The organism is Streptomyces sp. NPDC007095 (assembly GCF_040634475.1).
Taxonomy (GTDB): domain Bacteria; phylum Actinomycetota; class Actinomycetes; order Streptomycetales; family Streptomycetaceae; genus Streptomyces.
The window spans coordinates 19,800-41,257 of sequence record NZ_JBEYFS010000019.1 but is presented as its reverse complement, the minus strand read 5'-3'; the positions used below and the strand labels follow the sequence as shown (position 1 = coordinate 41,257).

The 21,458-nt window shown below is 68.9% G+C and carries 21 protein-coding genes and 2 pseudogenes; 10 read left to right on the top strand and 13 right to left on the bottom strand.

All coding sequences use genetic code 11. The features are described from left to right. Window positions 1-10 precede the first annotated feature (10 nt). Both ABZ656_RS09490 and ABZ656_RS09485 read left to right on the top strand, forming a co-directional pair. Window positions 11-1,210 carry an ROK family transcriptional regulator gene (locus ABZ656_RS09490; protein ID WP_101402624.1) on the top strand — a complete coding sequence of 400 codons (1,200 nt, stop codon included), beginning with the start codon at window positions 11-13 and terminating at the stop codon, window positions 1,208-1,210. A 76-nt stretch (window positions 1,211-1,286) separates the two neighbouring features. Continuing rightward, complete coding sequence (locus ABZ656_RS09485) at window positions 1,287-1,475, top strand: hypothetical protein (RefSeq protein WP_360266162.1); 189 nt, start codon at window positions 1,287-1,289, stop codon at window positions 1,473-1,475. A gap of 90 nt (window positions 1,476-1,565) precedes the next feature. Here the strand turns inward: ABZ656_RS09485 and ABZ656_RS09480 are convergent, their stop codons facing one another. Together ABZ656_RS09480 and ABZ656_RS09475 are read right to left on the bottom strand one after the other, a co-directional pair. Continuing rightward, window positions 1,566-2,948, bottom strand: a complete 1,383-nt coding sequence (locus tag ABZ656_RS09480; protein ID WP_360266159.1) for a S1 family peptidase — start codon at window positions 2,946-2,948, stop codon at window positions 1,566-1,568. Window positions 2,949-3,063: 115 nt separating this feature from the next. Next, window positions 3,064-3,893, bottom strand: a pseudogene (locus ABZ656_RS09475) (SAM-dependent methyltransferase). Window positions 3,894-4,030: 137 nt separating this feature from the next. Between ABZ656_RS09475 and ABZ656_RS09470 the strand changes: the two are divergent. After that, window positions 4,031-4,789, top strand: coding sequence for a type 1 glutamine amidotransferase domain-containing protein (locus ABZ656_RS09470; protein ID WP_101402628.1), 759 nt, complete (start codon window positions 4,031-4,033; stop codon window positions 4,787-4,789). A 25-nt stretch (window positions 4,790-4,814) separates the two neighbouring features. Here the strand turns inward: ABZ656_RS09470 and ABZ656_RS09465 are convergent, their stop codons facing one another. After that, a complete protein-coding gene (locus ABZ656_RS09465) occupies window positions 4,815-6,161 on the bottom strand; it encodes an NAD(P)/FAD-dependent oxidoreductase (protein WP_101402629.1) in 1,347 nt (448 codons plus the stop codon). 229 nt (window positions 6,162-6,390) lie between these two features. On the opposite strand from ABZ656_RS09465, the gene ABZ656_RS09460 reads away from it, so the two are divergent. Together ABZ656_RS09460 and ABZ656_RS09455 are read left to right on the top strand one after the other, a co-directional pair. Further along, entirely contained in the window at window positions 6,391-7,029 is a 639-nt protein-coding gene (locus tag ABZ656_RS09460; protein WP_101402630.1) for an HAD family acid phosphatase, read from the top strand. 44 nt (window positions 7,030-7,073) lie between these two features. Beyond that, window positions 7,074-7,460, top strand: a complete 387-nt coding sequence (locus ABZ656_RS09455; RefSeq protein ID WP_101402631.1) for a PPOX class F420-dependent oxidoreductase — start codon at window positions 7,074-7,076, stop codon at window positions 7,458-7,460. 52 nt (window positions 7,461-7,512) lie between these two features. Here ABZ656_RS09455 and ABZ656_RS09450 read toward each other — a convergent pair whose 3' ends face one another. Continuing rightward, window positions 7,513-8,199: a hypothetical protein gene (locus ABZ656_RS09450; RefSeq protein WP_360266154.1), complete on the bottom strand. Its 687-nt coding sequence runs from the start codon at window positions 8,197-8,199 to the stop codon at window positions 7,513-7,515. A 269-nt stretch (window positions 8,200-8,468) separates the two neighbouring features. Here ABZ656_RS09450 and ABZ656_RS09445 point away from each other — a divergent pair, with 269 nt between their 5' ends. Continuing rightward, window positions 8,469-9,419, top strand: coding sequence for an SDR family NAD(P)-dependent oxidoreductase (locus tag ABZ656_RS09445; RefSeq protein ID WP_360266222.1), 951 nt, complete (start codon window positions 8,469-8,471; stop codon window positions 9,417-9,419). A 41-nt stretch (window positions 9,420-9,460) separates the two neighbouring features. Here ABZ656_RS09445 and sigJ read toward each other — a convergent pair whose 3' ends face one another. From sigJ to ABZ656_RS09430, 3 genes are read right to left on the bottom strand one after another with little or no spacing between them, the layout of a single operon-like run. After that, window positions 9,461-10,393: an RNA polymerase sigma factor SigJ gene (gene sigJ, locus ABZ656_RS09440; protein WP_360266151.1), complete on the bottom strand. Its 933-nt coding sequence runs from the start codon at window positions 10,391-10,393 to the stop codon at window positions 9,461-9,463. A gap of 7 nt (window positions 10,394-10,400) precedes the next feature. Beyond that, window positions 10,401-11,267, bottom strand: coding sequence for an NAD(P)H-binding protein (locus ABZ656_RS09435; protein WP_360266148.1), 867 nt, complete (start codon window positions 11,265-11,267; stop codon window positions 10,401-10,403). Next, on the bottom strand, window positions 11,264-11,689 hold the full coding sequence (locus ABZ656_RS09430; protein ID WP_101402633.1) for a hypothetical protein: 426 nt from the start codon (window positions 11,687-11,689) through the stop codon (window positions 11,264-11,266). Before ABZ656_RS09430 ends, ABZ656_RS09435 begins: the two co-directional genes overlap by 4 nt. 546 nt (window positions 11,690-12,235) lie before the next feature. Between ABZ656_RS09430 and ABZ656_RS09425 the strand changes: the two genes are divergently transcribed. The 3 genes from ABZ656_RS09425 to ABZ656_RS09415 all read left to right on the top strand — a co-directional run bounded on the left by ABZ656_RS09425 (window position 12,236) and on the right by ABZ656_RS09415 (window position 14,927). Further along, window positions 12,236-12,760, top strand: a complete 525-nt coding sequence (locus ABZ656_RS09425) for a hypothetical protein (RefSeq protein WP_101402635.1) — start codon at window positions 12,236-12,238, stop codon at window positions 12,758-12,760. A 356-nt stretch (window positions 12,761-13,116) separates the two neighbouring features. Next, window positions 13,117-14,088 carry a polysaccharide lyase family 1 protein gene (locus tag ABZ656_RS09420; RefSeq protein WP_360266141.1) on the top strand — a complete coding sequence of 324 codons (972 nt, stop codon included), beginning with the start codon at window positions 13,117-13,119 and terminating at the stop codon, window positions 14,086-14,088. A gap of 32 nt (window positions 14,089-14,120) precedes the next feature. Further along, window positions 14,121-14,927: a pectate lyase gene (locus tag ABZ656_RS09415; RefSeq protein ID WP_101402637.1), complete on the top strand. Its 807-nt coding sequence runs from the start codon at window positions 14,121-14,123 to the stop codon at window positions 14,925-14,927. 61 nt (window positions 14,928-14,988) lie between these two features. Here the strand turns inward: ABZ656_RS09415 and ABZ656_RS09410 are convergent, their stop codons facing one another. The 3 genes from ABZ656_RS09410 to ABZ656_RS09400 all read right to left on the bottom strand — a co-directional run bounded on the left by ABZ656_RS09410 (window position 14,989) and on the right by ABZ656_RS09400 (window position 18,050). After that, window positions 14,989-15,363, bottom strand: a complete 375-nt coding sequence (locus ABZ656_RS09410) for a zinc ribbon domain-containing protein (RefSeq protein ID WP_360266219.1) — start codon at window positions 15,361-15,363, stop codon at window positions 14,989-14,991. Window positions 15,364-15,548: 185 nt separating this feature from the next. After that, window positions 15,549-16,223, bottom strand: a complete 675-nt coding sequence (locus tag ABZ656_RS09405; RefSeq protein ID WP_180362396.1) for a TetR/AcrR family transcriptional regulator — start codon at window positions 16,221-16,223, stop codon at window positions 15,549-15,551. 1,089 nt (window positions 16,224-17,312) lie between these two features. Continuing rightward, window positions 17,313-18,050: an SDR family oxidoreductase gene (locus ABZ656_RS09400; protein ID WP_360266138.1), complete on the bottom strand. Its 738-nt coding sequence runs from the start codon at window positions 18,048-18,050 to the stop codon at window positions 17,313-17,315. 93 nt (window positions 18,051-18,143) lie between these two features. Here ABZ656_RS09400 and ABZ656_RS09395 point away from each other — a divergent pair, with 93 nt between their 5' ends. Continuing rightward, window positions 18,144-18,983 carry a LysR family transcriptional regulator gene (locus ABZ656_RS09395; protein WP_101402642.1) on the top strand — a complete coding sequence of 280 codons (840 nt, stop codon included), beginning with the start codon at window positions 18,144-18,146 and terminating at the stop codon, window positions 18,981-18,983. A gap of 113 nt (window positions 18,984-19,096) precedes the next feature. Here the strand turns inward: ABZ656_RS09395 and ABZ656_RS09390 are convergent. From ABZ656_RS09390 to ABZ656_RS09380, 3 genes and pseudogenes are all read right to left on the bottom strand, one after another. Then, window positions 19,097-19,279 (bottom strand): annotated as a pseudogene (locus ABZ656_RS09390) (MerR family transcriptional regulator); the annotation flags it as partial. A gap of 333 nt (window positions 19,280-19,612) precedes the next feature. Beyond that, the gene (locus ABZ656_RS09385; RefSeq protein ID WP_101402643.1) at window positions 19,613-20,257 is read right to left on the bottom strand and encodes a response regulator transcription factor; all 645 of its coding nucleotides are present in this window, start codon (window positions 20,255-20,257) and stop codon (window positions 19,613-19,615) included. Further along, a complete protein-coding gene (locus ABZ656_RS09380; protein WP_360266133.1) occupies window positions 20,254-21,435 on the bottom strand; it encodes a sensor histidine kinase in 1,182 nt (393 codons plus the stop codon). The genes ABZ656_RS09385 and ABZ656_RS09380 overlap by 4 nt, the downstream gene beginning before the upstream one ends. Window positions 21,436-21,458 lie beyond the last annotated feature (23 nt).

Below are 21,458 nucleotides of genomic sequence, written 5' to 3'. Positions count from 1 at the left end.
GGGAGTCCTCATGACCACACGTGCCGAGGCCGGCTGGCCGCCGCTGAGTCCGGGTGAGCGTGCGGTGGTGATCGAGGTGCTCGTGCACGGACCGCTGTCGCGCAGCGAGATCGCGCGCCGACTGAACCTGTCGGCGGGCAGTCTCACCCGGCTGACCAAACCGCTGATCGAGTCCGGCCTGCTGATCGAGGCCGTCGAGTCGTGGGAGGGGGAGAGCGCGGGGGTACGGCAGGGACGTCCCTCGCAGCCGCTGGACATCGTCGCCGAGTCCCGCTCCTTCATCGGATTCAAGATCACCGAGGACATGGTCTACGGCGTCGTCACGACGCTGCGCAGCGACGTCGTGGCGCGTCATGACCGCCCGCTTACCACTCACATCCCGGCCGAAGTCGCCGACCTGCTGGCGGAGATGACCCAGGAACTCACCCGGTCCCTTCCCGCACCGGCCGGCATCGGCATCGGAGTCGGCGGCCGTGTCGAGAAACGATCGGTCGTCGCCGAGTCGGTCTTCCTCGGCTGGACGGACGTCCCGCTCGCCGAACTCGTCGAAACACGCACCGGGTTGCCGGTGGTCGTCGAGAACGACGTCGCCGCCCTCGTGGAGGCCGAGACCTGGTTCGGCGCCGGCCGTGGACTCGACCGCTTCGTGGTCCTCACCATCGGCGCAGGGATCGGCTACGGCCTCGTCCTCGGCGGCAGCCGGGTCGCCTCCGTCGAGGACGGGCGGGGCATGGGCCGCCGCTGGATCGTGAACCCGTACGGCCCTCTCACTCCCGAAGGAGAACGCGGCAGCGCCATCTCCCTGTTGACCATCCCCAGCATCCGCTACCAGGTCAGGGCCGCCACCGGCGAGGACCTGACCTACGAAGAGATCCTCGCCCGTGCCGCGGCGGGTGACCCGCTGCCGGCCCGCGTCCTCGACGAGGCGGCCCGCGCGCTCGGCACCCTCGTCGCGCAGATCGCCAACTTCGCCATGCCCCAGAAGATCCTGCTCGCCGGGGAGGGTGTCGGACTCGTCGACGTGGCGGGCCCGGTCGTCGAGGAGACGATCCTCACACACCGCCACCCGCAGGCCGATCGGGTCGACCTGGAGACGAAGGTCTCCGACTTCCACGACTGGGCGCGCGGGGCCGCGGTGCTGGCCATTCAGGTGCTGGTGCTGGGGACGGGGGAGGGACGGTCAGCAGGTGCGGAGGGTGATCCCACGTAGGACGAGTGATCAGGTTCACGGTCCGTAATGTCGTAAGGCGCACCTTTACTCACATCACCTTCACGCCAAGGCCCGTATGCTTCACATCATGTCCACCACTCCTGAAGCCGACTCCGTGCGGTCCGCCGCCGATGTCAACGAGGAGATCCGGGCCCTCTGGTTCAGGGCCGGTGGGACGCTGAGCATGGAGGAGCGGCGGGAGTACCAGCGGCTCGCCCTGGAGTGGGCGGAAGCCGCCCCCCAGTCGCCCACACAGGCGGCGTGAGCCCGCTCGGCCGCCCCGCGGGCCCGTGACGAACGGGGCGTGACTCCTGGTTGCGCATCTCCGCCCCGTTCCCCGTCCGCAGCCCCGGCCTCAGCCCCAACTCTGCGAGTACTGCCGCCGGTAGCGGTTGCGATCCTGTTCCGTGCGGATGTACCGCGTGGCGACCAGCGCGATGATGCTGCCGGCGATGACCAGCAGCCCCGGACCGATGTTCTTCGGGTCCGTGAGGCGGGTGAGGAGCGGCTCGGAGGGGCCCGAGCCGACCGCCTGGACCGAGCCGGGCGCTGCGGATCCCGGCACGACGGCCGCGCCTTGAGAGGACGCGGGGGCGGGGGACGACTGGGCGGTGGCTCCCGCCGCGCCCTGGGCCGCGGCCCCCGGTCCGGTCAGTTTCACCCCGAGCGCCGTGAGCGCCTTGGTGATCGGCTGGAAGAACGTCGTTCCGCCCGCGGTGCAGTCCCCGTTGCCCCCCGAGGTCACACCGAGCGCGATGCCCTCAGAGAACAACGGACCGCCGCTGTCGCCCGGTTCGGCGCACACATTGGTCTCGATCAGACCGGTCACAGTGCCCTCGGGGTAGTTGACCGTCGCGTTGAGCGCCTTCACCTCACCGTCGTGGAGTCCACTGGTGCTGCCGCTGCGGAAGACCCGCTGGCCGACCGTCGGATCGGCGGCGCCGATGATCTGGACGCCCTTGCCGCCCCCGATCGAGACGACGTTGTTCCCGGTGTCGTTCTGACCGTTGTTGTACTGGATGAGGGAGAAGTCGCTGCCGGGGAACGCCGTGGTGACCGTCTGCCCGAGCTGCTTGGCGCCCTGGTTGTCGCCGAACCAGACGGACCCGGCCGGCCCGCAGTGCCCGGCCGTCAGGATGAACTCGTTGCGCCCGTTGGTCACGTTGTAGCCCGCCGAACAGCGCCCACCGGTCGAGAACATCGGCAGGGCGGCGTTGAGCCGTGTGGTGAACGTGCCCTCGGTCCGTTCCATGCGGACCGAACTGCCCATGTTCTCGGCGAGCTTCTTCATCCGGGACCAGTCGGCGGCGGAGACGGTGCGGTCGGCCTGCACCACCACCTCGTTGTGGACATAGTCCATGGCCCAGGCGGTGCCCGCGACACGTGGCGCCGCCTTCAGCGCCTTGGTCACGGACTTGAGGTCCTCCATGCTGTGACTCACGACCTTGGGGCGGGCGCCCGCTTTCTTCACCTCGGCCGCCGCGGCCGAGTCGGTCACCGCGACCACGGGGCGCCCGTCGGCGGCGATCCAACTGCCCGCCGTACGGGAGGTACCGAGGGTCGACACCAGGCCCGCGCCCTTGCCCGCGGCGGCCAGGGTGGCGCTCTGGGGGGCACGTGACGCGGCGGACGGCTCGCTCGCCATGGCGTGCGTCACCATCAACCCTCCGCAGAGGACCCCGCCGACGGCCGCGAGTCGCGCCCCCCGTCGGACGATCCGTCGTCGTGCGTGCCTCATGCATGGGCTCCCGAAGCCGTACGGTGCGGCGTCGACGCCGCCGGGGCTCCGGTCGTGAGCCCTCCTTCCATACGTGCGCCCGTGCCCCCGCGTTCACCCTCGGCCGTTCTCCGGTTCAGGGTTTGCGGCCCACCCCGCCGAACATGGCCACTTCCGCCGGTTCGTCCCCGTCCGTCGCCTCCGGCCGCCAGCGCGAACAGGAGACGACACCGGGCTCCAGGAGATCGAGACCGTCGAAGAAGCGGGCGATCGCCTCGGGGTGCGCTGGGTGATCCAGGGTGTGCCGTGCTGGTTCCAGTAGGAGACGGCGGCATCCACGTCCGGCATCGCCGGGCTGGTGATCGTGTGCGAGAGGACCAGATGGCTCCCCGAGGGCAGCCCCTCCAGCAGTCGGCGCACGATGTCGTACGCCTCCACGTCGTCGCCGATGAAGATGACGACCCCGAGCAGCATCAACCCGACCGGCTCGCTCAGGTCCAGCGTCCTCGCGGCGCGTTCGAGGATGGCGTCCACATTGCGGAGGTCCTCGTCGAGATGGTCGGTGCGGCCCTCGGGGGCACTGGTGAGCAGGGCGCGGGCGTGCGCCAGGACCAGCGGGTCGTTGTCGACGTACACGATCCGGGCGTCCGGGGCGAACCGCTGCGCCACCTCGTGCGTGTTGTCCGCGGTCGGCAGGCCGGTGCCTATGTCGAGGAACTGGCGTGTTCCGCACTCGGCGACCAGGTGGCGTACGGCGCGTCCCAGGAACAGCCGGTCCGCCCGCGCGTAGTCGCCGATGCCCGGGTGCAGTTGACGGATCCGCTCCCCGGCCGCCCGGTCGACCTCGTAGTAGTCGCCACCGCCGAGCCAGTAGTTCCAGATCCGGGCCGTGTGCGGGCGCGTCGTGATGATCCGGCTGAGCACCTCCTCGGCGGGGAGGTTCGAGGCGGCCGGGTTCTCGGGCACGGAATCAGCTCCTGGGCAATTCCTGAGAGGACGTGGCAACCGGCAATGTAGGCGTCAACAAGTCGGCGGGAAAGGGAAGTTGCCACTCTCTTGTCGGCCGTACCAGTGGCAGCCCCGGGGCCTGCCATGATGTGCGCATGCGTGTGCTGATGCCGGTCCCCGACCACGACTTCGACGTCACCGAAGTGGCCGTTCCCTGGCGGATCCTCACCGATGCGGGGCACGAGGTCGTGCTCGCCACCGAGCACGCGGGAACCCGGCCGGCGGCGGACCCCCGGCTGCTGACGGGGGTGCTCTTCGGACAACTGGGCGCCGCCGAGGAGCCCCGGCGCTTCTACGAGCAGCTCACCGGGGCACCTGAGTTCACCACCACCGTCTCCTGGGCCGATGCCGACGTCATGGAGTACGACGGCCTGCTGCTGCCCGGCGGACACGCACCCGGCATGCGGCAGTACCTCGGCTCCACGGCGCTTCACCAGCAGATCGCCCGCTTCTGGGCCCTCGAACGGCCCGTCGGCGCGATCTGCCACGGCGTCCTGGTGCTCGCCCGCGCCCGCGACCTCACCACCGGCCGCAGTGTCCTGGCCGACCGGCGCACGACCTGCCTGCCCAAATACATGGAACGCACGGCCTACTTCACCACCGCCTGGCGCCTCGGCCGCTACTACCGTACCTATCCGGCGTACGTCGAGGACGAGGTCAGGGCGGCCCTCGCCGACCCGGAAACGCAGTTCGCACGCGGCCCCCGCACCCTGACCCGGCGCGGTACCGCCACCGACGACACGGACGCGTTCGTCGTAGAGGACCGCCGCTACCTCTCGGCCCGCTGGCCGGGTGACGCCTACCTCTTCGCCCGCCGCTACCTCGCCCTGCTGAACGGCACCGCCGAGCGATGACCGGGGCCTGTCCGCCGGGCAGGCCCTAACTGCGCAGGCGGCCGGCGACCTCCTCCGGCGTCAGGTACCTGTCGGTGTGCTCGAATTCCCGCAGGGTCCCCTTCCGGTCGGCGAGGAAGCCGGTGCGCACGAAGTCGTCGCCCGCGACCGCGTTGAGGAACCAGTTGGCGGCCGTGCGGAACCGGGCCGTGCCCGTGCGCAGCGCGTACAGGTGGTATCCACGGGCCACGACCTGCGCGGGCACGCCCTTGAGACCGATACCGAGCGGCTTGGACACCGCGTCGTGGCCGCCGAGGTCGACGACCAGGCCGAGGTCCTTGTGCTTGTACGGCGTCATGGGCTGCCCCCGCAGCAGCGCCGCCAGGTTCTTCGCCGCGTGCCGGCCCTGCCGGGCGGCGTGCTGGGCGGTCGGCGGGCAGTAGGAACCGTCGGCCCTGGCCAGGTCGGGCACGGCGGCCGCGTCGCCCAGCGCGAACACCCCGTCCAGTCCCGGCACCTTGAAGTCCGGCTCGACGAGGACCCGGCCGCGTACGGTTTCCGCGCCCAGCGAGTCGACCAGCGGACTCGCCGCGACACCGGCCGTCCATACCAGCGTCCGTGACGGCAGTACCCGGCCGTCCGTGAGGGTGATCTTGCCCTCCGTGACCGAGGCGACGGTCGTCTTGAGAGAGATCTCCAGTCCGCGCTCGCTCAACAGGCGCAGCGCACTCGCCCCGAGCTTGTCCCCGAGCTCCGGGAGCAGCTTGGGGGCGACGTCCAGCAGGTGCCACTTGATGAGCCCGGGATCCAGGCGCGGGTGGTAGCGCTTCGACGCGGCAGTGGTCAGGCGTTGCAGGCAGGCCGCGGTCTCGGCGCCCGCGTATCCGCCGCCGACCACGACGAACTGCAGTCGCGCCGCCCGCTCGTCCTCGTCCGACGTGGCCGCGGCCAGGTCGAGTTGGGCGATCACATGGTCACGCAGATACACCGCCTGGGCGAGCGTCTTCATCCCGCGCGCCTCGTCGAGGAGACCGGGGATGTCGAAGGTGCGGGTCACGCTGCCCGGGGTGAGCAGCAAGTAGTCGTACGACAGATCGACGAACTCCCCCGTGATCTTGCGTACGACGCACCTCTTGGACGCGGGATCCACGCCGATCACCCCGCCCGGCATGAACGTCGTGCGGCGCAGGATCCGGCGCAGCGAGGGGGCCACGGACTGCGGGGTGACGACACCGGCGGCGACGTGCGGCAGCAGCGGCAGATAGAGCTGGTAGTCGGTGGGGCTGACCAGGGTGATCCGGGCGTCGCCCGGTTGAAGTGCGTGCTCGAGCCCGCGTGCGCACTCGACGCCGGCGAACCCGCCGCCGACGATCACGATGTTCGGTGCGTCCATCCCAGCTGCCTCTCTCCGTGTGCCGACATCGCGGCCCGCCGCCCGCGAGCCCAGGCTCACACGGGATGACCCCGGGTGCCACCCAGCGCCGGAGGGGAGGACGGCGGCCACGAGTTCTTCTACCGATCAGTAACTTCCTCTTCCCTTTTCGTACATCCTTAGGCACGATCATCTGTCCAGCGGCGACGGTCGAGGCACCTCGCCGCTCCGACATGAAAAGGGGACGAGCATGACAGGACGCGGTGTGGGGCGCCGGATCGGCGCGGTCTCGGCGGTCGTGGCGCTGGGCATCGGGGGGACGGTCACCGCTGCGGGGACCGCCGCCGCGGCTCCGGCCCAGACGGCGGTGAGCGCGTCGGCGACGACGGCCGCGGTCGACTACGCCACCTGGCAGAGCGACGTCAAGGCGGTCATCGACCAGGCGCGGCCCTACGTCGAGCAGCGCACCGCGAACGCCGCCGGGCAGAAGCTGGCCCTCGTCTTCGACATCGACAACACCACGCTGGAGACGGACTTCCACCCGTGGTACGAGCTGCCGACCCCGGCGGTCAAGCCCTCGCTCGACCTCGCCCGCTTCGCGCGCTCCCGCGGCGTCGACATCTTCTTCATCAGCGCACGTCCGGGCATCATCTCGTCCTTGACGCAGTGGAATCTGACGAGCGTCGGCTACCCGGTCTCCGGTCTCTACACGCGCGACCTGCCCGACCTGTTCGACGAGGTCAGCGCCTACAAGACCAGCAAGCGCGCGGAGATCGAGTCGCTGGGCTACACGATCATCGCCAATGTCGGCAACAACGACTCCGACCTCGTCGGCGGCCACGCCGAGCGCACGTTCAAGCTGCCGGACTACAACGGCCAGCTGTCCTGAACGGGCGGCCTGGACTCCCGGCCCTGACTGCTTAGACTCCCCGCATGGACGAGACGAAGCTGGACGCGCTTGCTTCAAGCAAGTTCCTGCTGATCACGAGCTACCGCAAGAACGGTACGGGTGTGGCGACGCCCGTGTGGGTGGTCCGGGACGGTGCGGCGCTCGGCGCCTGGACCAGCGCGGACTCCTGGAAGGTGAAGCGGATCCGCAACCGGGCCGACGTTCTGGTGGGTCCGTGCGACGTGCGCGGCAATCCGACCGGCGAGCAGGTCCCCGCCACGGCGGAGATCCTCGACCCGGCCGCCACCGCGCGCTACCGACAGCTGATCGCCGGCAAGTACGGCGTCCTCGGCCGTCTCACCCTCTTCGGCAGCCGTCTGCGGCGAGGGAAGGACGGCACGGTCGGGGTTCGCATCTCCCTGACCGCGTGAGGAGAGGGTGAGGGCCCGACCACCGCCGGGCCCTCACCCCTTCCTGTCCGTGTCACCCGTAGAACGGTCCCGGAGTGCTCCAGGTCGTCGTTCCGAAGACATTCGGGTCGTCGATGCCGATGGTGATGTCGGAGACCTTGAGCCCGAACTGGGTCGGCGTCATGCCGTCAGGACAACTCACCTGTACGGGTGGGAAGTTCATGTAGAACTTCGGCCCCTCGTCCGAGTCGTGGTTCCGGTCCCAGGACAGGATGTAGTTGCTGTCCGGATAGAAGTAGTTGTCCAGGAGCTGCTGTCGCGTGGTGCGGACGACGAAACTCGTACCGTGGTCGAAGGCGCCGTCCGGGCGCAGACAGCCGAAGGTGCGCGCGGTGTCGGCGTACGCGGCGAATCTGCCGCCCACGCTGGTGAGTCCGGCCAGATAGCCGGGCTGGTTGCGCACGTTGTGCAGGACGACGTCGAGCCTGAAGCCGCCGCAGCCCGGGGTCGGGTCGTAGTCGTGGTAGACGACCAGGCATTTACGGTCGCCGAAGTAGGCGGTGGGGTCAGGGTTGTACGGCTGCGGTACCGTCTGCTTGTAGAACCTGACGGTGGCCGAGATGCCTCCGTCGGTCGATGCCGGGATGTCCACGTTGGTCGTGGCCCGAGCGGCGCCGGGCCCGGCCAGAACGAGAAAAGCCCCCGCGACCGATGCGAGGGCCGGGCGGCCCAGTACTCCGGGCACGCGCGTCTTCCCCATGAGCGATTCCCCCTCGTGCACGTGGTGCGCACGCACATGGGCCGTGCACGCACACGAACAGTGACAGGCGCACGCTGGCGTCCCTCGGTCGGCCGATCCGGCGATCGCGCCAACGCTCACAAGCGGAACGTATGCCTGGTCGTCCGGTGGGTGGGGTTGTCGGGGGCCTGTCGGGGTTGTCGGTGACCTGTAGGTGATCTGTCAGCCGCGGTTGCGACCTTGGAGCCGTCCCGTCGCACCCAGCACCAGGAGCCTGCCCCATGTCGTCCATGTCGTCCATGTCCCGTACCTGGCCGTGGGATGTCCGTCGGCTGCCGCGTGCCGACGGCAGCACCTTCCTGATCACCGGCGGCAACGCGGGCATCGGGTATTTCGTCGCCGAGCAACTCGCCGGGACCGGGGCCACCGTCGTCCTGGGCAGCCGGGATCCGGCGAAGGCCGAAGCCGCCATGGGGTCGATCCGATCCCGCGTCCGCGGTGCGCGGCTGCGCCGTCTCCGGTTGGACCTCGCCGATCTGGCGTCGCTCAGAACCTCGGTGGACTCGCTGGATACGGAGCGCCTCGACGCGGTGGTCTGCAACGCGGGGGTGGCGCTCGACGAGCCGCCGCGCCGGTGGACCGGGGACGGCAACGAGCTGATGTTCGGAACCAATCACCTCGGGCACTTCGCGCTGACCCGGTGGCTGGCGCCGCTGCTGTCGGCCGCACCGACGGCTCGCGTCGTGACGGTCGGCAGTTTCGCGGCGCGGTCCGAGCGGCTGGACCTGGACGATCCGCAGTCCGGCAGGGACTACCGGCCGAAGCGCACCTACGGGCGTTCGAAGCTGGCGCAGATGACCTTCGGATTCGAGCTCGACCGCCGTCTGCGGGCGGCAGGCAGCTCGGTGCTGAGTGTGGTGGCTCACCCCGGCGGCGCACTGGACTCCCTGACCCCTTCCCGGCCGCCGGTGCACGTGCGCAGTACCGGTGAACGGCTGCGCGGCCTGCCTGCCGGCCTCCTCGTCCAGGGCAAGGAGGCCGGTGCGTGGCCCGTGGTGCGGGCCGTTCTCGACCCCAGGGTGGGAGGAGGGCAGTTGTGGGGGCCGACGGTCTTCGGCCTGCGCGGCGAACCGAGGCTCGAACCTGTACGGGACCACTTCGCCGACGCCCTGGTCGCGGCCCGGCTGTGGGACCTCAGCCGCGACCTGACGGGAGGCGAGCCCAATTTCGAGCCGCGGTAGACCCACGCGAGCGGGACGACCCGGCCGCACGGCTCCGCTCCTCAGCGGGTTTCGTAGCCGGTCCAGGCGTGGAGCTTGTCGGGGTTGAGGACCATCCACACGTCGGTGATCAGTCCGTCGTGGATGTCCACGGCGAGGACGGCGATCGTGGTGCCGGCGATGCGGACGGTGACGCCGGGGGTGCCGTTGACATCCTCCTCGACGAGTTCCACCTCGGGTTCGTTGCGCATGAGGCCGAGGAAGAGGCGGGCGACCTTGTCCCGGCCGATGATCGGGCGCAGGGCGGCACGGACCTTGCCGCCTCCGTCACTGCGTGACTCGACGGCGGGGTCGAGGAGCGCGACGAGGGTGTCTAGGTCGCCGGTTCGGCAGGCGTGGCGGAACGCGGTGACGATCTGCCGGTGTTCGTCTGCGGTACTGCTGCCGGGCCGCTGGTCGGCGATGCGTCGGCGGGCTGAGGAGGCGAGCTGGCGGCAGGCGGCGGGGGTGCGGCCCACGGTGTCGGCGATCTCGGTGAAGGGCATGCCGAAGATGTCGTGGAGGACGAAGGCCACGCGCTCCGCGGGAGTGAACGAGTCCAGGACCACCAGCATCCCCATGCTGACCGACTCGTCGAGGGTGATCCGGTCGGCAGGGTCGGCCCAGCCCTCATCGCCTGCGCTGGTCCACGCGGCACTGTGCCGGACGGGCTCGGGCAGCCATTCACCGGTGTACTGCTCGCGGCGGACGCGGGCCGAGGTGAGGTGGTCCAGGCAGATCCGGGAGGCGACCCGGGTCAGCCAGGCCAGCGGTGCGACGATCGCCTGCTGTTCCTTCTCGGGCAGGCTGTACCAGCGGGCGTAGGTTTCCTGGACCACGTCCTCGGCGTCCTGCAGGGATCCGAGCATGCGGTAGCCGAGGTTGAGCAGGCGGCGGCGTTCGGCCATGAGGCTGCCGAGGGTGGGGTCCTGGTCGGGTCCCAGGGGTGTGGACACGGGGCCGTCATCCTCCCTGGCGGGCGTGGTGGGCGTGGTGGGCGTGGTGGGCGTGGTGGGCGTGGTGGGCGTGGAGGGCGGTGTGGTGGGTGAGCCATTCGTCGAAGGTCTGGCTGCCGCGGGGGCCGGGTCCGGTGGGGAGCAGGCCGTCGCCGGTCATGGCCGTGCCGGTGGCGCCGGGCATCTTTACGGGCAGCAGCAGCCGGTGCTGGTGGCGGGCCCGCAGCAGACGTCGCGTCATGTCGACGACCTGTTCGACACGCGGTCCGGCGAGTTCGGGGGCCATGCCCTGGGCCGGGGCGGGGACGAGTTGTACGAGGTGCTGCGCGACCTCGCGGGCGGCGACGGGTTGGGTTCGCATCCGGGGTACGACCGCGAGCGGTCCGGGGACCCGGTCGAGGGTCTGCTGGGCGAACTCGTGGAACTGGGTGGCGCGCAGCACCGTCCACGGCGTCCGCCCGCTTCTCAGCACGTTCTCCTGGCGCAGTTTTCCCTGGTAGTAGCCGAGGCCGACCCGGTCGATCCCGACGATCGACAACAGTATGTGGTGGCGGACCCCGGCCTGTTCACCGGCGTCCAGGAGGGCGTGGGCGACGCGGTCGAAGAAGGCGATGGCCTTCTTGCCGCTCGTGGTGGTCACGTTGGTGACGTCGATGACGGCCTCCACGCCGGCCAGGGCCGCGTCGAGTCCGGTGCCGGTCACGAGGTCCACCCCTGTGGACCGGGCCAGTACCACCGGGTGGTGCCCGGCCGCCGTCAGTTCCTCGACCACACACCGTCCCACCAGTCCGGTACCGCCTGCCACTGCCACCCGCACGCCGGGCTCCTCCTTCGCGCTCACGCTGCCGTTGTCGCCGTTGCGGTTGTGGGTCATCGTGCGCGGTCCTGTCGTGCGGGGAGGGCGGGGAGCAGCAGCAGGGCCGCGAGCAGGATGAGTGCGGCGAGGAAGACCACGTTGAGGATCTGGTCGCGGGTGTTGTACATGTCGAGGTGCTGGACGTGGTAGCTGAAGTGCAGCACGTTGAAGAGCAGCCACACGGCACCTGTCGTCTGCACCAGCCGTGTGTTGTGCACGGAGCGCAGGGTGATGACGGTCAGGACGGCCAGGGCCAGGAACATGGCTCCGGCGTCCTTGGCGAGGTGTTCGTTGTAGGGGCCCAGCTGGGGCAGCCAGCTCAGTCCGAGGCCGGGGAAGTTCGCGTACCAGCTCGTCGGGGAGCAGTAGGCCCAGATGCCTGTGTACAGCCCGGTCACGGCCAGGAGACCGAGACCGGCGTACCTGATTTTCGAGTTCATACCTCTATGACGAGACAGCTCTCTCGAATGTGAGGGGGGTTGCCCCGCTCATATGAAGCCGGCCGGCGGCGACCGCCCGGGCGGCCACGACGAGGCCCACGGCGCAGGCACTGCGAGAGGGGTCCTCGGGGCATCCCCGGGGGTGTTGCCCGGCCGTCTCCGCGAGGGCGACGAACTTTCCGTGGCGGGCGGCGACAAGCTCGCCGACGCGCGCCACCTCGGCGGGGAGGAGCCGGCAGAGCGTGGTCGGCTTCACTCCGGACGGATGGTGCGTTCCGTCCCCGGCGACTTCGGGGCCGAGGCCCCGGATCCGTCGGCGATTTCCCGCACGCGGTCCCCCGACGCCGAGGCGGCTCCGAAGACGTCCCGCGTTGAACAACCAAGCCGGGACCATGACTTCATCTGAGGCTGTCAGGTCATGGACAAATCTTCAACCAAGCGTCTCCCGGTCCGGTCAAAGGGTCTACCCGCATAGACGCTCCCAGTGCTGTCATGCCCACGACCGCCCGGAACTCCTGCCGGGCACCACATCGGGAGACCCCCACGATGTCCCGCATATCCCGCCCCCTCATCACCTCCCTGTCCGCCCTCGCCCTCGCCGCCGCCGGCATCACCGTCGCCACCGGCAGCGCTCACGCCGCGACGTGCAGCCAGGCCTACCTTCCCCTGCCGGACCCCGGCTGCCAGCCCGGTGCCCTCAACCCGGACGTCACCCAGTCCACCATCGACTCCACGATCTGTGTCTCCGGCTGGACCGCGACCGTACGGCCCTCCAGCTCGTACACCACCGCTCTGAAGAAGAAGCAGATCGTCGAGTACGGCTACACCGACACCAGCACTTCGGACTACGAGGAAGACCACTTCGTGCCCCTGGAACTCGGCGGTGCCCCGAAGAGCGAGCTCAACCTCTGGCCCGAGCCGCAGTACGGCACCAAGACCGCGGCCAACAAGGACACCGTCGAGAACAAGCTCAAGAAGGCCGTCTGCGCGGGTACGGTCTCGCTCTCCGACGCCCAGGACGCCATCATCAACGACTGGACCACCGCTCTCTCCGACCTCGGCCTCAGCTGACGCGGCATCCCTCGCGGCGCGGCCGAACAGACTCGCCGGGCCCGATCCCTCCGTGGATCGGGCCCGGCTTCCTTGTGTCACCGATCGGGCGGGGCTGGGGGAGTCGACCGGATGTGTTCTGCGCGAAGAGTTGACTAGAAAGCGCTTACCCCTTACGTTTCCCGTTCAGCAGCCTGACCCGCGCCTGGCATCTCATATGTGAGACATCGGATCTCCGAGCCGCATCACCTGGGAATGTGCGCACTCCCTGGAGCTGAAGATTCTCGGTGTGAGCGTCATGAGCGCCTCATGCTGTTCGTCATCGTGTACATCGTTCGTGTACATGACCTGCGGCACTCCCGAAGGGACGCACCCGCATGCGTACTCGCCCCCCACGAACACGCACCCGCAGACTGGCCCTGGCTACGGCCACCCTGGCCGCTACCACCGCTCTCACCCTCCCGTCGTCCGCCTCGGCGGCCGACACCTCGCCGGTCGGCTTCGGTGCCGGGACCACCGGCGGAGGGGGAGCCACCGCCGTCACCGTCTCGACCCTCGACGCCTTCAAGGCGGCCGTCACGGGCGACACCGCCAAGGTGGTGCGCGTGAACGGCCCGATCATGCTCAGTGGACAGGTCGACATCGGCTCCAACACCACCGTTCTCGGAGTGGGTTCGGCGTCCGGCTTCACCGGCGGCGGACTGCGGCTGAAGAAGGTGACCAACGTGGTCGTCCGCAACCTGAACATCAGCAAGCCGCTCAAGCCGGCCGACGGCATCACCGTGCAGGCGTCGACGAAGGTGTGGATCGATCACAACTCCTTCTCGTCCGACCGTGACCACGGCAAGGACTACTACGACGGTCTGCTCGACATCAATCACGGCTCCGACTACGTCACCGTGTCCTGGAACACCTTCAAGGACCACTACAAGGGCTCGCTCGTCGGTCACAGCGACAACAACGCGAGCGAGGACACCGGGCATCTGCGGGTGACGTACCACCACAACTGGTTCGACAACGTCAACTCCCGCATCCCCAGCCTGCGCTTCGGCACCGGCCACTTCTACGACAACTACGTCGTCGGGGCCGACACCGCCGTGCACTCCCGCATGGGCGCCCAGATGCTCGTCGAGAACAACGTCTTCCGCACCACGACGGTCGCCGTTAAGACCAACCGTGACAGCGACGTCGACGGATACGCCAACCTGCGCGGCAACGACCTCGGGGGAGCCGCCACCGAGATCTCGCAGGTGGGCACCTTCACCGCCCCGCCCTACAGCTACACCGCCGAGCCCGCCTCGAGTGTCGTCGCCTCGGTGACGTCCGGCGCGGGCGCCGGAAAGCTCTGACCGCCCCCACGTTCAGAAGGAGGAATCGGGACATGACCTCATCAGCACGCCCGCGCGCCCGGCGGCGCGCCCTCACCGGCTACCTGGCCGCAGCCGGCCTGTCGACTGTCATGATCATGGCAGACGGTGGCCTGTCTCCGGCGAGTGCCGCCACCTGGCCCACCGCGAACGGCAGTCAGGCGGTCTCGGCCACCATCTCGGTCTCCGGTACCAAGGACTACGGGATGAAGCGGCTCTACGGCACCGGCGACCTGGGCTCCGGCAGTCAGGACGAGGACCAGGGACCGATCCTGGAGCTGGCCGCCGGTACCGTTCTGAAGAACGTCATCATCGGCGCCCCCGCCGCGGACGGGATCCACTGCCTGGGCAACTGCACGCTGCAGAATGTCTGGTGGGAGGATGTGGGCGAGGACGCGGCGACGTTCCTGGGCTCCTCGTCGTCCAACGTCTACACCGTCTCGGGCGGCGGCGCGAAGGAAGCCAGCGACAAGGTGTTCCAGTTCAACGGCGCCGGAACGCTGAACGTCTCGAACTTCGCGGTGCAGACCTTCGGTACGTTCGTCCGCTCGTGCGGCAACTGCAAGACGCAGTACAAGCGGGCGATCAACCTCAACGGGATCGAGGCCACCTACAAGGGAAGCAAGCTCGTCGGCATCAACACCAACTACGGCGACAGCGCGACCCTCAAGGCCATCAAGATCGTCGGGGATTCCAGCAAGAAGATCATCCCCTGCCAGAAGTACATCGGCAACAACACGGGGGCCGAACCGACCACGAACGGGACCGGCCCCGACAGCACGTACTGCAAGTACGCGACGTCCGACATCACGTACGGCTGAGGGTTCTCTCCGGGTGACTGGCGAACCGGCAGCACGCGCCGGTTCGTTCGGTCACCCCACGTCAACTCCAGCCGCGATAGGGACCGTCGACGAGCTGGAAGACCGGCTGGTTGCGCACCGGATCCTGGACGGTGGAGAGCTGGACACGGTCGCCGCTGTGGACGTCGGCGGGCGCGCCCATCACCCGACCGCGCACGGTGAACCCCTCCGTCATCTCGATGAGGGAGACGTTCCGGGCCGCCGGGGTGTTGCGGTGGACGACGGTGGAGTGGCGTACGACGCCGGCCCCCGCGCTCGTCTCCGTCCGCAGGTCGCTGCCCGCGCAGACCGGGCAGAGAAGGCGGTGGTACATCGCCGTCCCGCACCAGCGGCACCGCTGGAAGAGGAGAGCGTCCGAGGTCGACGTCCCGTTCGGCGCGGAGTCGCTGCCGAGTATGTCCGTCGCGGGTCCGACGCCCGGATGAAGGGCGATTCCTGAGTGGTACACGTGTCATCTCCCTGCACTGGGCCGGAGTCTGAGGTGCCCGGAGCGCCGCGCACGAGCCACAGAGTATGGCACTGAGTGCCACACGTAAAGGCACTCGGTACCCTCAAATGAGGAAGCGGGTGCGATTCGGTGTCTCACTCCTGGTTGAGCGCGGACTCGATCTCCCGTACGACGCGCCACATCGGTGCCCCGCGCCGCGAGATCACGACGACCACGTCCTCCTGCTCCTCGGCCCGTGCGTGACCGTCCCCGGGGGAGCTGCCGAACGAGGCCTGTACGTATCCCAGCGCGTGGTCCACGGCCGTGTCGGGATCGCTCTGTCCGTCCGAGCGCAGCCAGGAGCGCAGGGCGTTGTTGTGTGCGGCGACCACCGCCGCGGCGATGACGTCGGCCTGCAGGGTGCCGTCGGGCCGGCCGGCGAAGCGGTCGCGCAGATACTCCGCGAGGGCGCGCTCGTAGCGCCAGACGACCGACAACTCGTACGCGCGCAGACCGGGGACCTTCTTGGTGAGGCGGTAGCGCTGCACGGAGAAGGTCGGGTTCTCGGCGTACATGCGCAACACCAGTCGGGCGGCGTCGCACACTCTGCGTACCGGCTCCTCCTCGCCGGTGCCGGCGCCCAGGAACGCCGTCATGTCGGTCAGGCAGCGCTCGTGGTCCGGGAAGACCACGTCCTCCTTGGAGGGGAAGTAGCGGAAGAAGGACCGTCGGCCGACCCCGGCGAGCGTGACGATGTCGTCGACCGTGGTCTGCTCGTACCCGCGCTCCAGGAACAGCTGGAAGGCCGCCGCGACCAGCGCGTCCCGCATGGGCGGCTTCGCCGTCGTCGTGTCGGCGGTGTCGCCGCCGCGGGGTTCCTCGCTCATGGACGGAACCTAGCATCGTGTGGACAGTGTGGCACTCAGTGCACATGAGCGAGGGAACTGAGTTCCCCCGGTGAAGGCGCTGGTCGATCGCGTGCCCCGTCGGCATAGGCATCGGCATAGGCGTCGGCGTCTGCGCTCGGCCTGACGCGGGCGACTGCGGACCGGCCGCCGTCGAGCCGCCGCGGAATCGCTGAGTCCCTGTGTGTCGGAAATATGGCTGCACGTGAACTCATTGTGTTTTCAAGGAGGTTGACGGCTCCTGCACGGTGATCGACCATGTGGTCGAGCTGTGGCCCATGTGACCAATGGGCCCAGTGTTTCTTCGATCACTCATCCCCGGTGCGGCCCCCGGCCGCTTTGCGCTGCCCTGCCGCCGACGAACGGGTCTTGGATCATCAAGATGGGATCTGCATGTCCATAGCGAGACGCGTCACCCTTCGCTGCCTGCTGGGGACGGGCGCGGCGGCCCTCGCCTTCTCCGCGGCCACCACCCAGCGCCTGGCCGCGGGTACCCCCGGTGGAGGAGACGGCTGGGGCGGCGGCAACAGCGCCTACAAGCCCGGCCAGGGTGCCGGTACGGTGACCGCGGCGGATCGCTGCGAGTTCTCCCTGGACGGGACGGACTTCTACGACTGGGTCCGCGTCGACGACCAGAACCTGAAGCCCACCGAAGACGGCAAGGTGCACGTCAAGGTGCGCGTGGCGGTCGACGCCGGGTCCTGCACCGCCTCCCTCGCGGCGTACCGCACCCACGGGGCCACCTTCAAGACCTCCGGTGAGCAGGTCTTCCACGACTTCGACAGCGTCAAGGCCAAGCCGGGCGAGACCGACTCCCTCGACCCGGCGGGCATCGTCGAGCAGGCCAAGGTGATGCGAGAGCGGTACGGGTTCGACTCGTTCAAGCTCAAGGGCGGAGCGGTGCCGACGGTTCCCTCCCGTCCGCCCCGAACTTCCTCGTCCCACGCGACGGCACGAAGACCGGCGCCCGGCATGTTGAGCCGCAGCCCCGTCGAGCCGGAAAACATCAGAAAATCACCATGGCACGACTCCCTCGTCGTCGAACAGTTGGCCGGTAGGGCCGTCGTCGGGCAGAGCCGCCAACCGGATGGCGATCACCGCGCCCTGCTCAGGGGTCTGAGTACCGCTGAACCCGTTGAGGTCGGTGGCCACGTAGCCGGGGCAGGCGTTGTTGATCAAGATGTTGGTGTCGCTCAGCTCCTTGGCGTACTGGATGGTGACGGCGTTGAGATAGGTCTTCGTCGGCGCGTACGCCCCGCTGATCCCTCCGAGGTCGACACCGGGCGTGGACTGCAGGGCCAGAGAGCCGACATGGCTGGACTGGTTGACGATCCGCGGGTGCGCCGAGCGGCGCAGCAGCGGCAGCATCGCGTTGGTGACCCGGATGACACCGATGACGTTGGTCTCCACCAGCCGCCGCACGGTCGCGAGGTCGACGGTTGTGGGCTCCTCCGGCCAACCGCCCGCAGCGCCCGCGTTGTTGACCAGCACGTCAAGGCGTCCCGCTCGCTCCTCGATGAGCTGCGCCGCGGCGGTAACGCTCTCGTCGTCGGTCACGTCCAAGGGCACGCCGAACGCGTCGGCACCCGCCGCGCGCAGTTTCGCCACGGAGTCCTTCCTGCGCTGCTCGTCTCGAGCGCCGACACCGACGCTCCAGCCCAATGCGCCCAGCCCCGCCGCGATCTCGTACCCGATTCCCTTGTTCGCGCCGGTGACCAGCGCGATTGTCTTCTCACTCATGACAGCGAGCATGGCCGCGCTTCGACCAGACACCAACACCGTCTCGGTAATGCAGCAATACCCGCGCGACATCGATCGACCGTCCGCCGGAGTTACTGTGAACGCATGGAGATACGCGAGTTGCGGTACTTCGTCGCCATCGCCGAGGAACTGCACTTCGGGAAGGCTGCCCAGCGTCTGGAGATAGCCCAACCACCCCTGTCCCGTGCGATCGCCAGGCTCGAACGACAGCTCGGGGTCACGCTGCTGGAGCGCACCAGTCGCAAGGTCTCGCTCACCGAGGCCGGGGCCGTGCTGCTGTCCGAGGCGCGCGCGATCCTCAGCGCGGTGGCCGCAGCCGAGCGGCGTACCCAGCAGGCTGCGCAGAGGCGCCCCCGTCTCGTCCTCGCCGTCAAATCCGGCACTGCCGGCGAGTTGCTGGCCAAACTGCTCGACGCCTACCGCGCGGAGCCCGGGGCGGCCACCGTCGATCTGTTGCTCTGTGAGGCGCATCAGCAACAGAAGTTGCTGGAGGATGGGCAAGCCGACGTGGCTCTGCTGCACTTGCCATTCGATTCGACGGTCGGGCTCGACACCGAAACCCTGTACACCGAAGGACAGGTGGCGATCCTGCCCACCTCTCACTCACTTGCGGGCCGCTCTCATCTCCGGGTGGCCGAGGTCACCGCATTGCCGGAACTCCCGATGGCTCGCTGGCCCGATCCTGGCGGCAGCTACCCGGAGGGATCAGGTGCAGAGGTACGGAACCTGACACAGCTCCTCCAGCTGATCGCGCTCGGCCGTACCACCGTGATCATGCCCGAGTCCGCCGGCGCCGACCTGCGCCGGGATCTCACCGCCGTGCCGGTCCTGGACGCTCCGCCCGTGACAACGGTGATCGCCTGGCCGTCGCAGAGCCGACTTCGCGCGGTCGCCGACCTGATCCGCGTCGCAATACGTCTTTGAAGGCCCTGTACGTCAGTGCCTGCAGTGCTCGGGGCGCACACTTCCTGGCCGCGCGCATGTGCCACGGTCCAGTAGCGTCACGGAATCCCGAACTGCGGGCGTTGAGGGACGCGTCATCGAGCTGCTCGTGTCCGCAGAGCTGCGACGGACCAGTCGATCACCGGGGCGAGGCGTTCCGGTACCGGCCAGTCGTTGATCAGCGCGAGCAGCTGGAAGTACTGGTCCCGGCGCGGATCGCCTGCGGCTTCCAGGCGGTGCAGCAGCCACCGGTGCAGCTCGGCGTCATCGGGGCGGCCGTGGTCGAGCGCGCAGTCGGGGTCGAACATCCTGCCTCGGCAAGCAGAAGGACGGTTCTCGGGTGGTCGCCGATCCTGAGGCAGACTCATGACAGAGTCCTTGCAGCTCATTGGCTATGCGTCGGCACGGTATTGATCGCGACAGGTGTGGCGCAAGGCGTATCGGCCAGCTTCACTCATCCAGGGGCCATGGGAGCGCTTACTGGCTGATCCCGGTGTTACCCGGTTGAGACGTGGGCAGTCGTTTCAAATCTTGCTGACCCCAGAACTGGGGGTGGTACGACCGATGGCTTGGCCTATCGGTTTGATGGCGGTCAGGTTCCGCTTGAGTGGTCAGGCCATGCCTGACTCGTAGGCGGCGATGACGAGCTGGACTCGGTCGCGGGCATCGAGCTTGGTCAGCAGACGCGCCACGTGGCTCTTGGTGGTGGCCATGCTGATGTACAGGTGGGCGGCGATCTCGGCGTTGGACATGCCGCGTCCGATAAGGGTCAGAACTTCGCGTTCGCGGTCGGTGATCCCCTTGATCTCACGTTGGCGTCGGGCGTGGACGGCGCCCCGGCCGGTGAACTCCTGGATGAGGCGGCGGGTGACGCCGGGTGCGATCAGGGCGTCGCCGGCGGCGACGACGCGGACCGCCGTCACGATGTCGTCCAGCACCATGTCCTTGATCAGGAAGCCGCTTGCGCCGGCGTGCAGCGAGGCGTAGACGTTCTCGTCGTCGTCGAAGGTGGTAAGGACGACCACGCTCGCCTGGGTTTCTGTCTTGATAAGCCGGGTGGCCTCGATGCCGTCCATGACGGGCATCCGGATGTCCATAACGACGACGTCTGGGTGGAGATTGGTGGCCAACTGGACGGCCTCGGCGCCGGTCCCGGCTTCTCCGACGATCTCGATGTCCGGAATGTCATTGATCAGCATGCGAAGTCCGGCGCGGACTACTGGCTGGTCGTCGGCGAGGAGCACGCGGATCGTCATATGGGCAGCCTAGCCGCGACCCGGAAGCCGCCTTCGGTCTGCGGTCCGAAGCTGAAGTGGCCGTTGAGCAGGGCGATGCGCTCGCGCATTCCGGCGATTCCGTAACCGTTGTGCGTGCTCGTGGTCGCCGTGGCGTGTCCGTCGTCGGTGATCTGGATGGACAGTTCCTCCTCCTCGTAATCGACGCGAACGAGACAGTGTGCGGCGCCTGCGTGACGTACTACGTTGGTCACCGACTCCTGGATGACGCGGTAGGCGGCGAGTTCGATCTCGCGCGTGAGTGGGCGTCGTCGGCCATGCCACTGCACCTCGAGCCGCACCCCGGCGTCCGCCGCCGTCGCCGCCAGCCGGTCGACGTCCTCAATGCCCGGTACCGGGGTGGATGACACTGGTTCTGAGTCGGCCTCGCGAAGGACGCCGAGCATGCGCCGCAGCCCGGTCAGCGTCTCCCGGCTGGTTTGCTCGATGATGCCCAGCGCCTCGCGCACACCGTCCGGCTGGCTGTCGACGGCTCGCTTTGCCGCACCGGCTTGGATCGCGATGGCACCGATGCTGTGGGCCACTATGTCGTGCATCTCCCGGGCGATCCGCAGCCGCTCGGCCTGGACCGCCTGCGTCGCAGCCTGTGCCCGCAGGGCCTCGGCGTGGTCCTGCCGCAGTCGGATCCAACTGCCGAGGATCCAGGCGACGGCGGTGGCCACGACGAGGACCGACCACGGACCGGTGAGGACCTCGAAGGCTCCCGATCCGGGCACGAAGGCCGTCGCGGCCAGCACCCAGACGGCCAGCACGCCCGTCACCGCTGCGGCGGCGGCCTGGCGCGAACGGGTGACGGCTATATAGAAGACCAGGACGTCCGCCGCGAGGAACAAGGGCCACGTCGTGTCCCCGCACACCCGGGCCGCGACCGCCTCAGTCAGCAGCACCGCAAGGACCGGTGACGGTCGGCGGCTCGCCCAGCCGACCGGCCATGCCATCAGCAGAGCCATCCCCGTCAAGGCCCAGCGCCCGATGTGAACGAAGTGACCGGACGGCAGGAAGACCGGGTGCGCGGGCTGAGGCATCGCGGTGTAGAGAACCAGCGCGAACGCGGGGACGGCGCACCAGCCGAGTGCCGTCAGCGGGTCCGGCGACAACCGGCGCAGCAGAGCCGCGGGCAAAGGGAGGCGATGTCGCACCAGGCGATGCTATCCACCGAGGT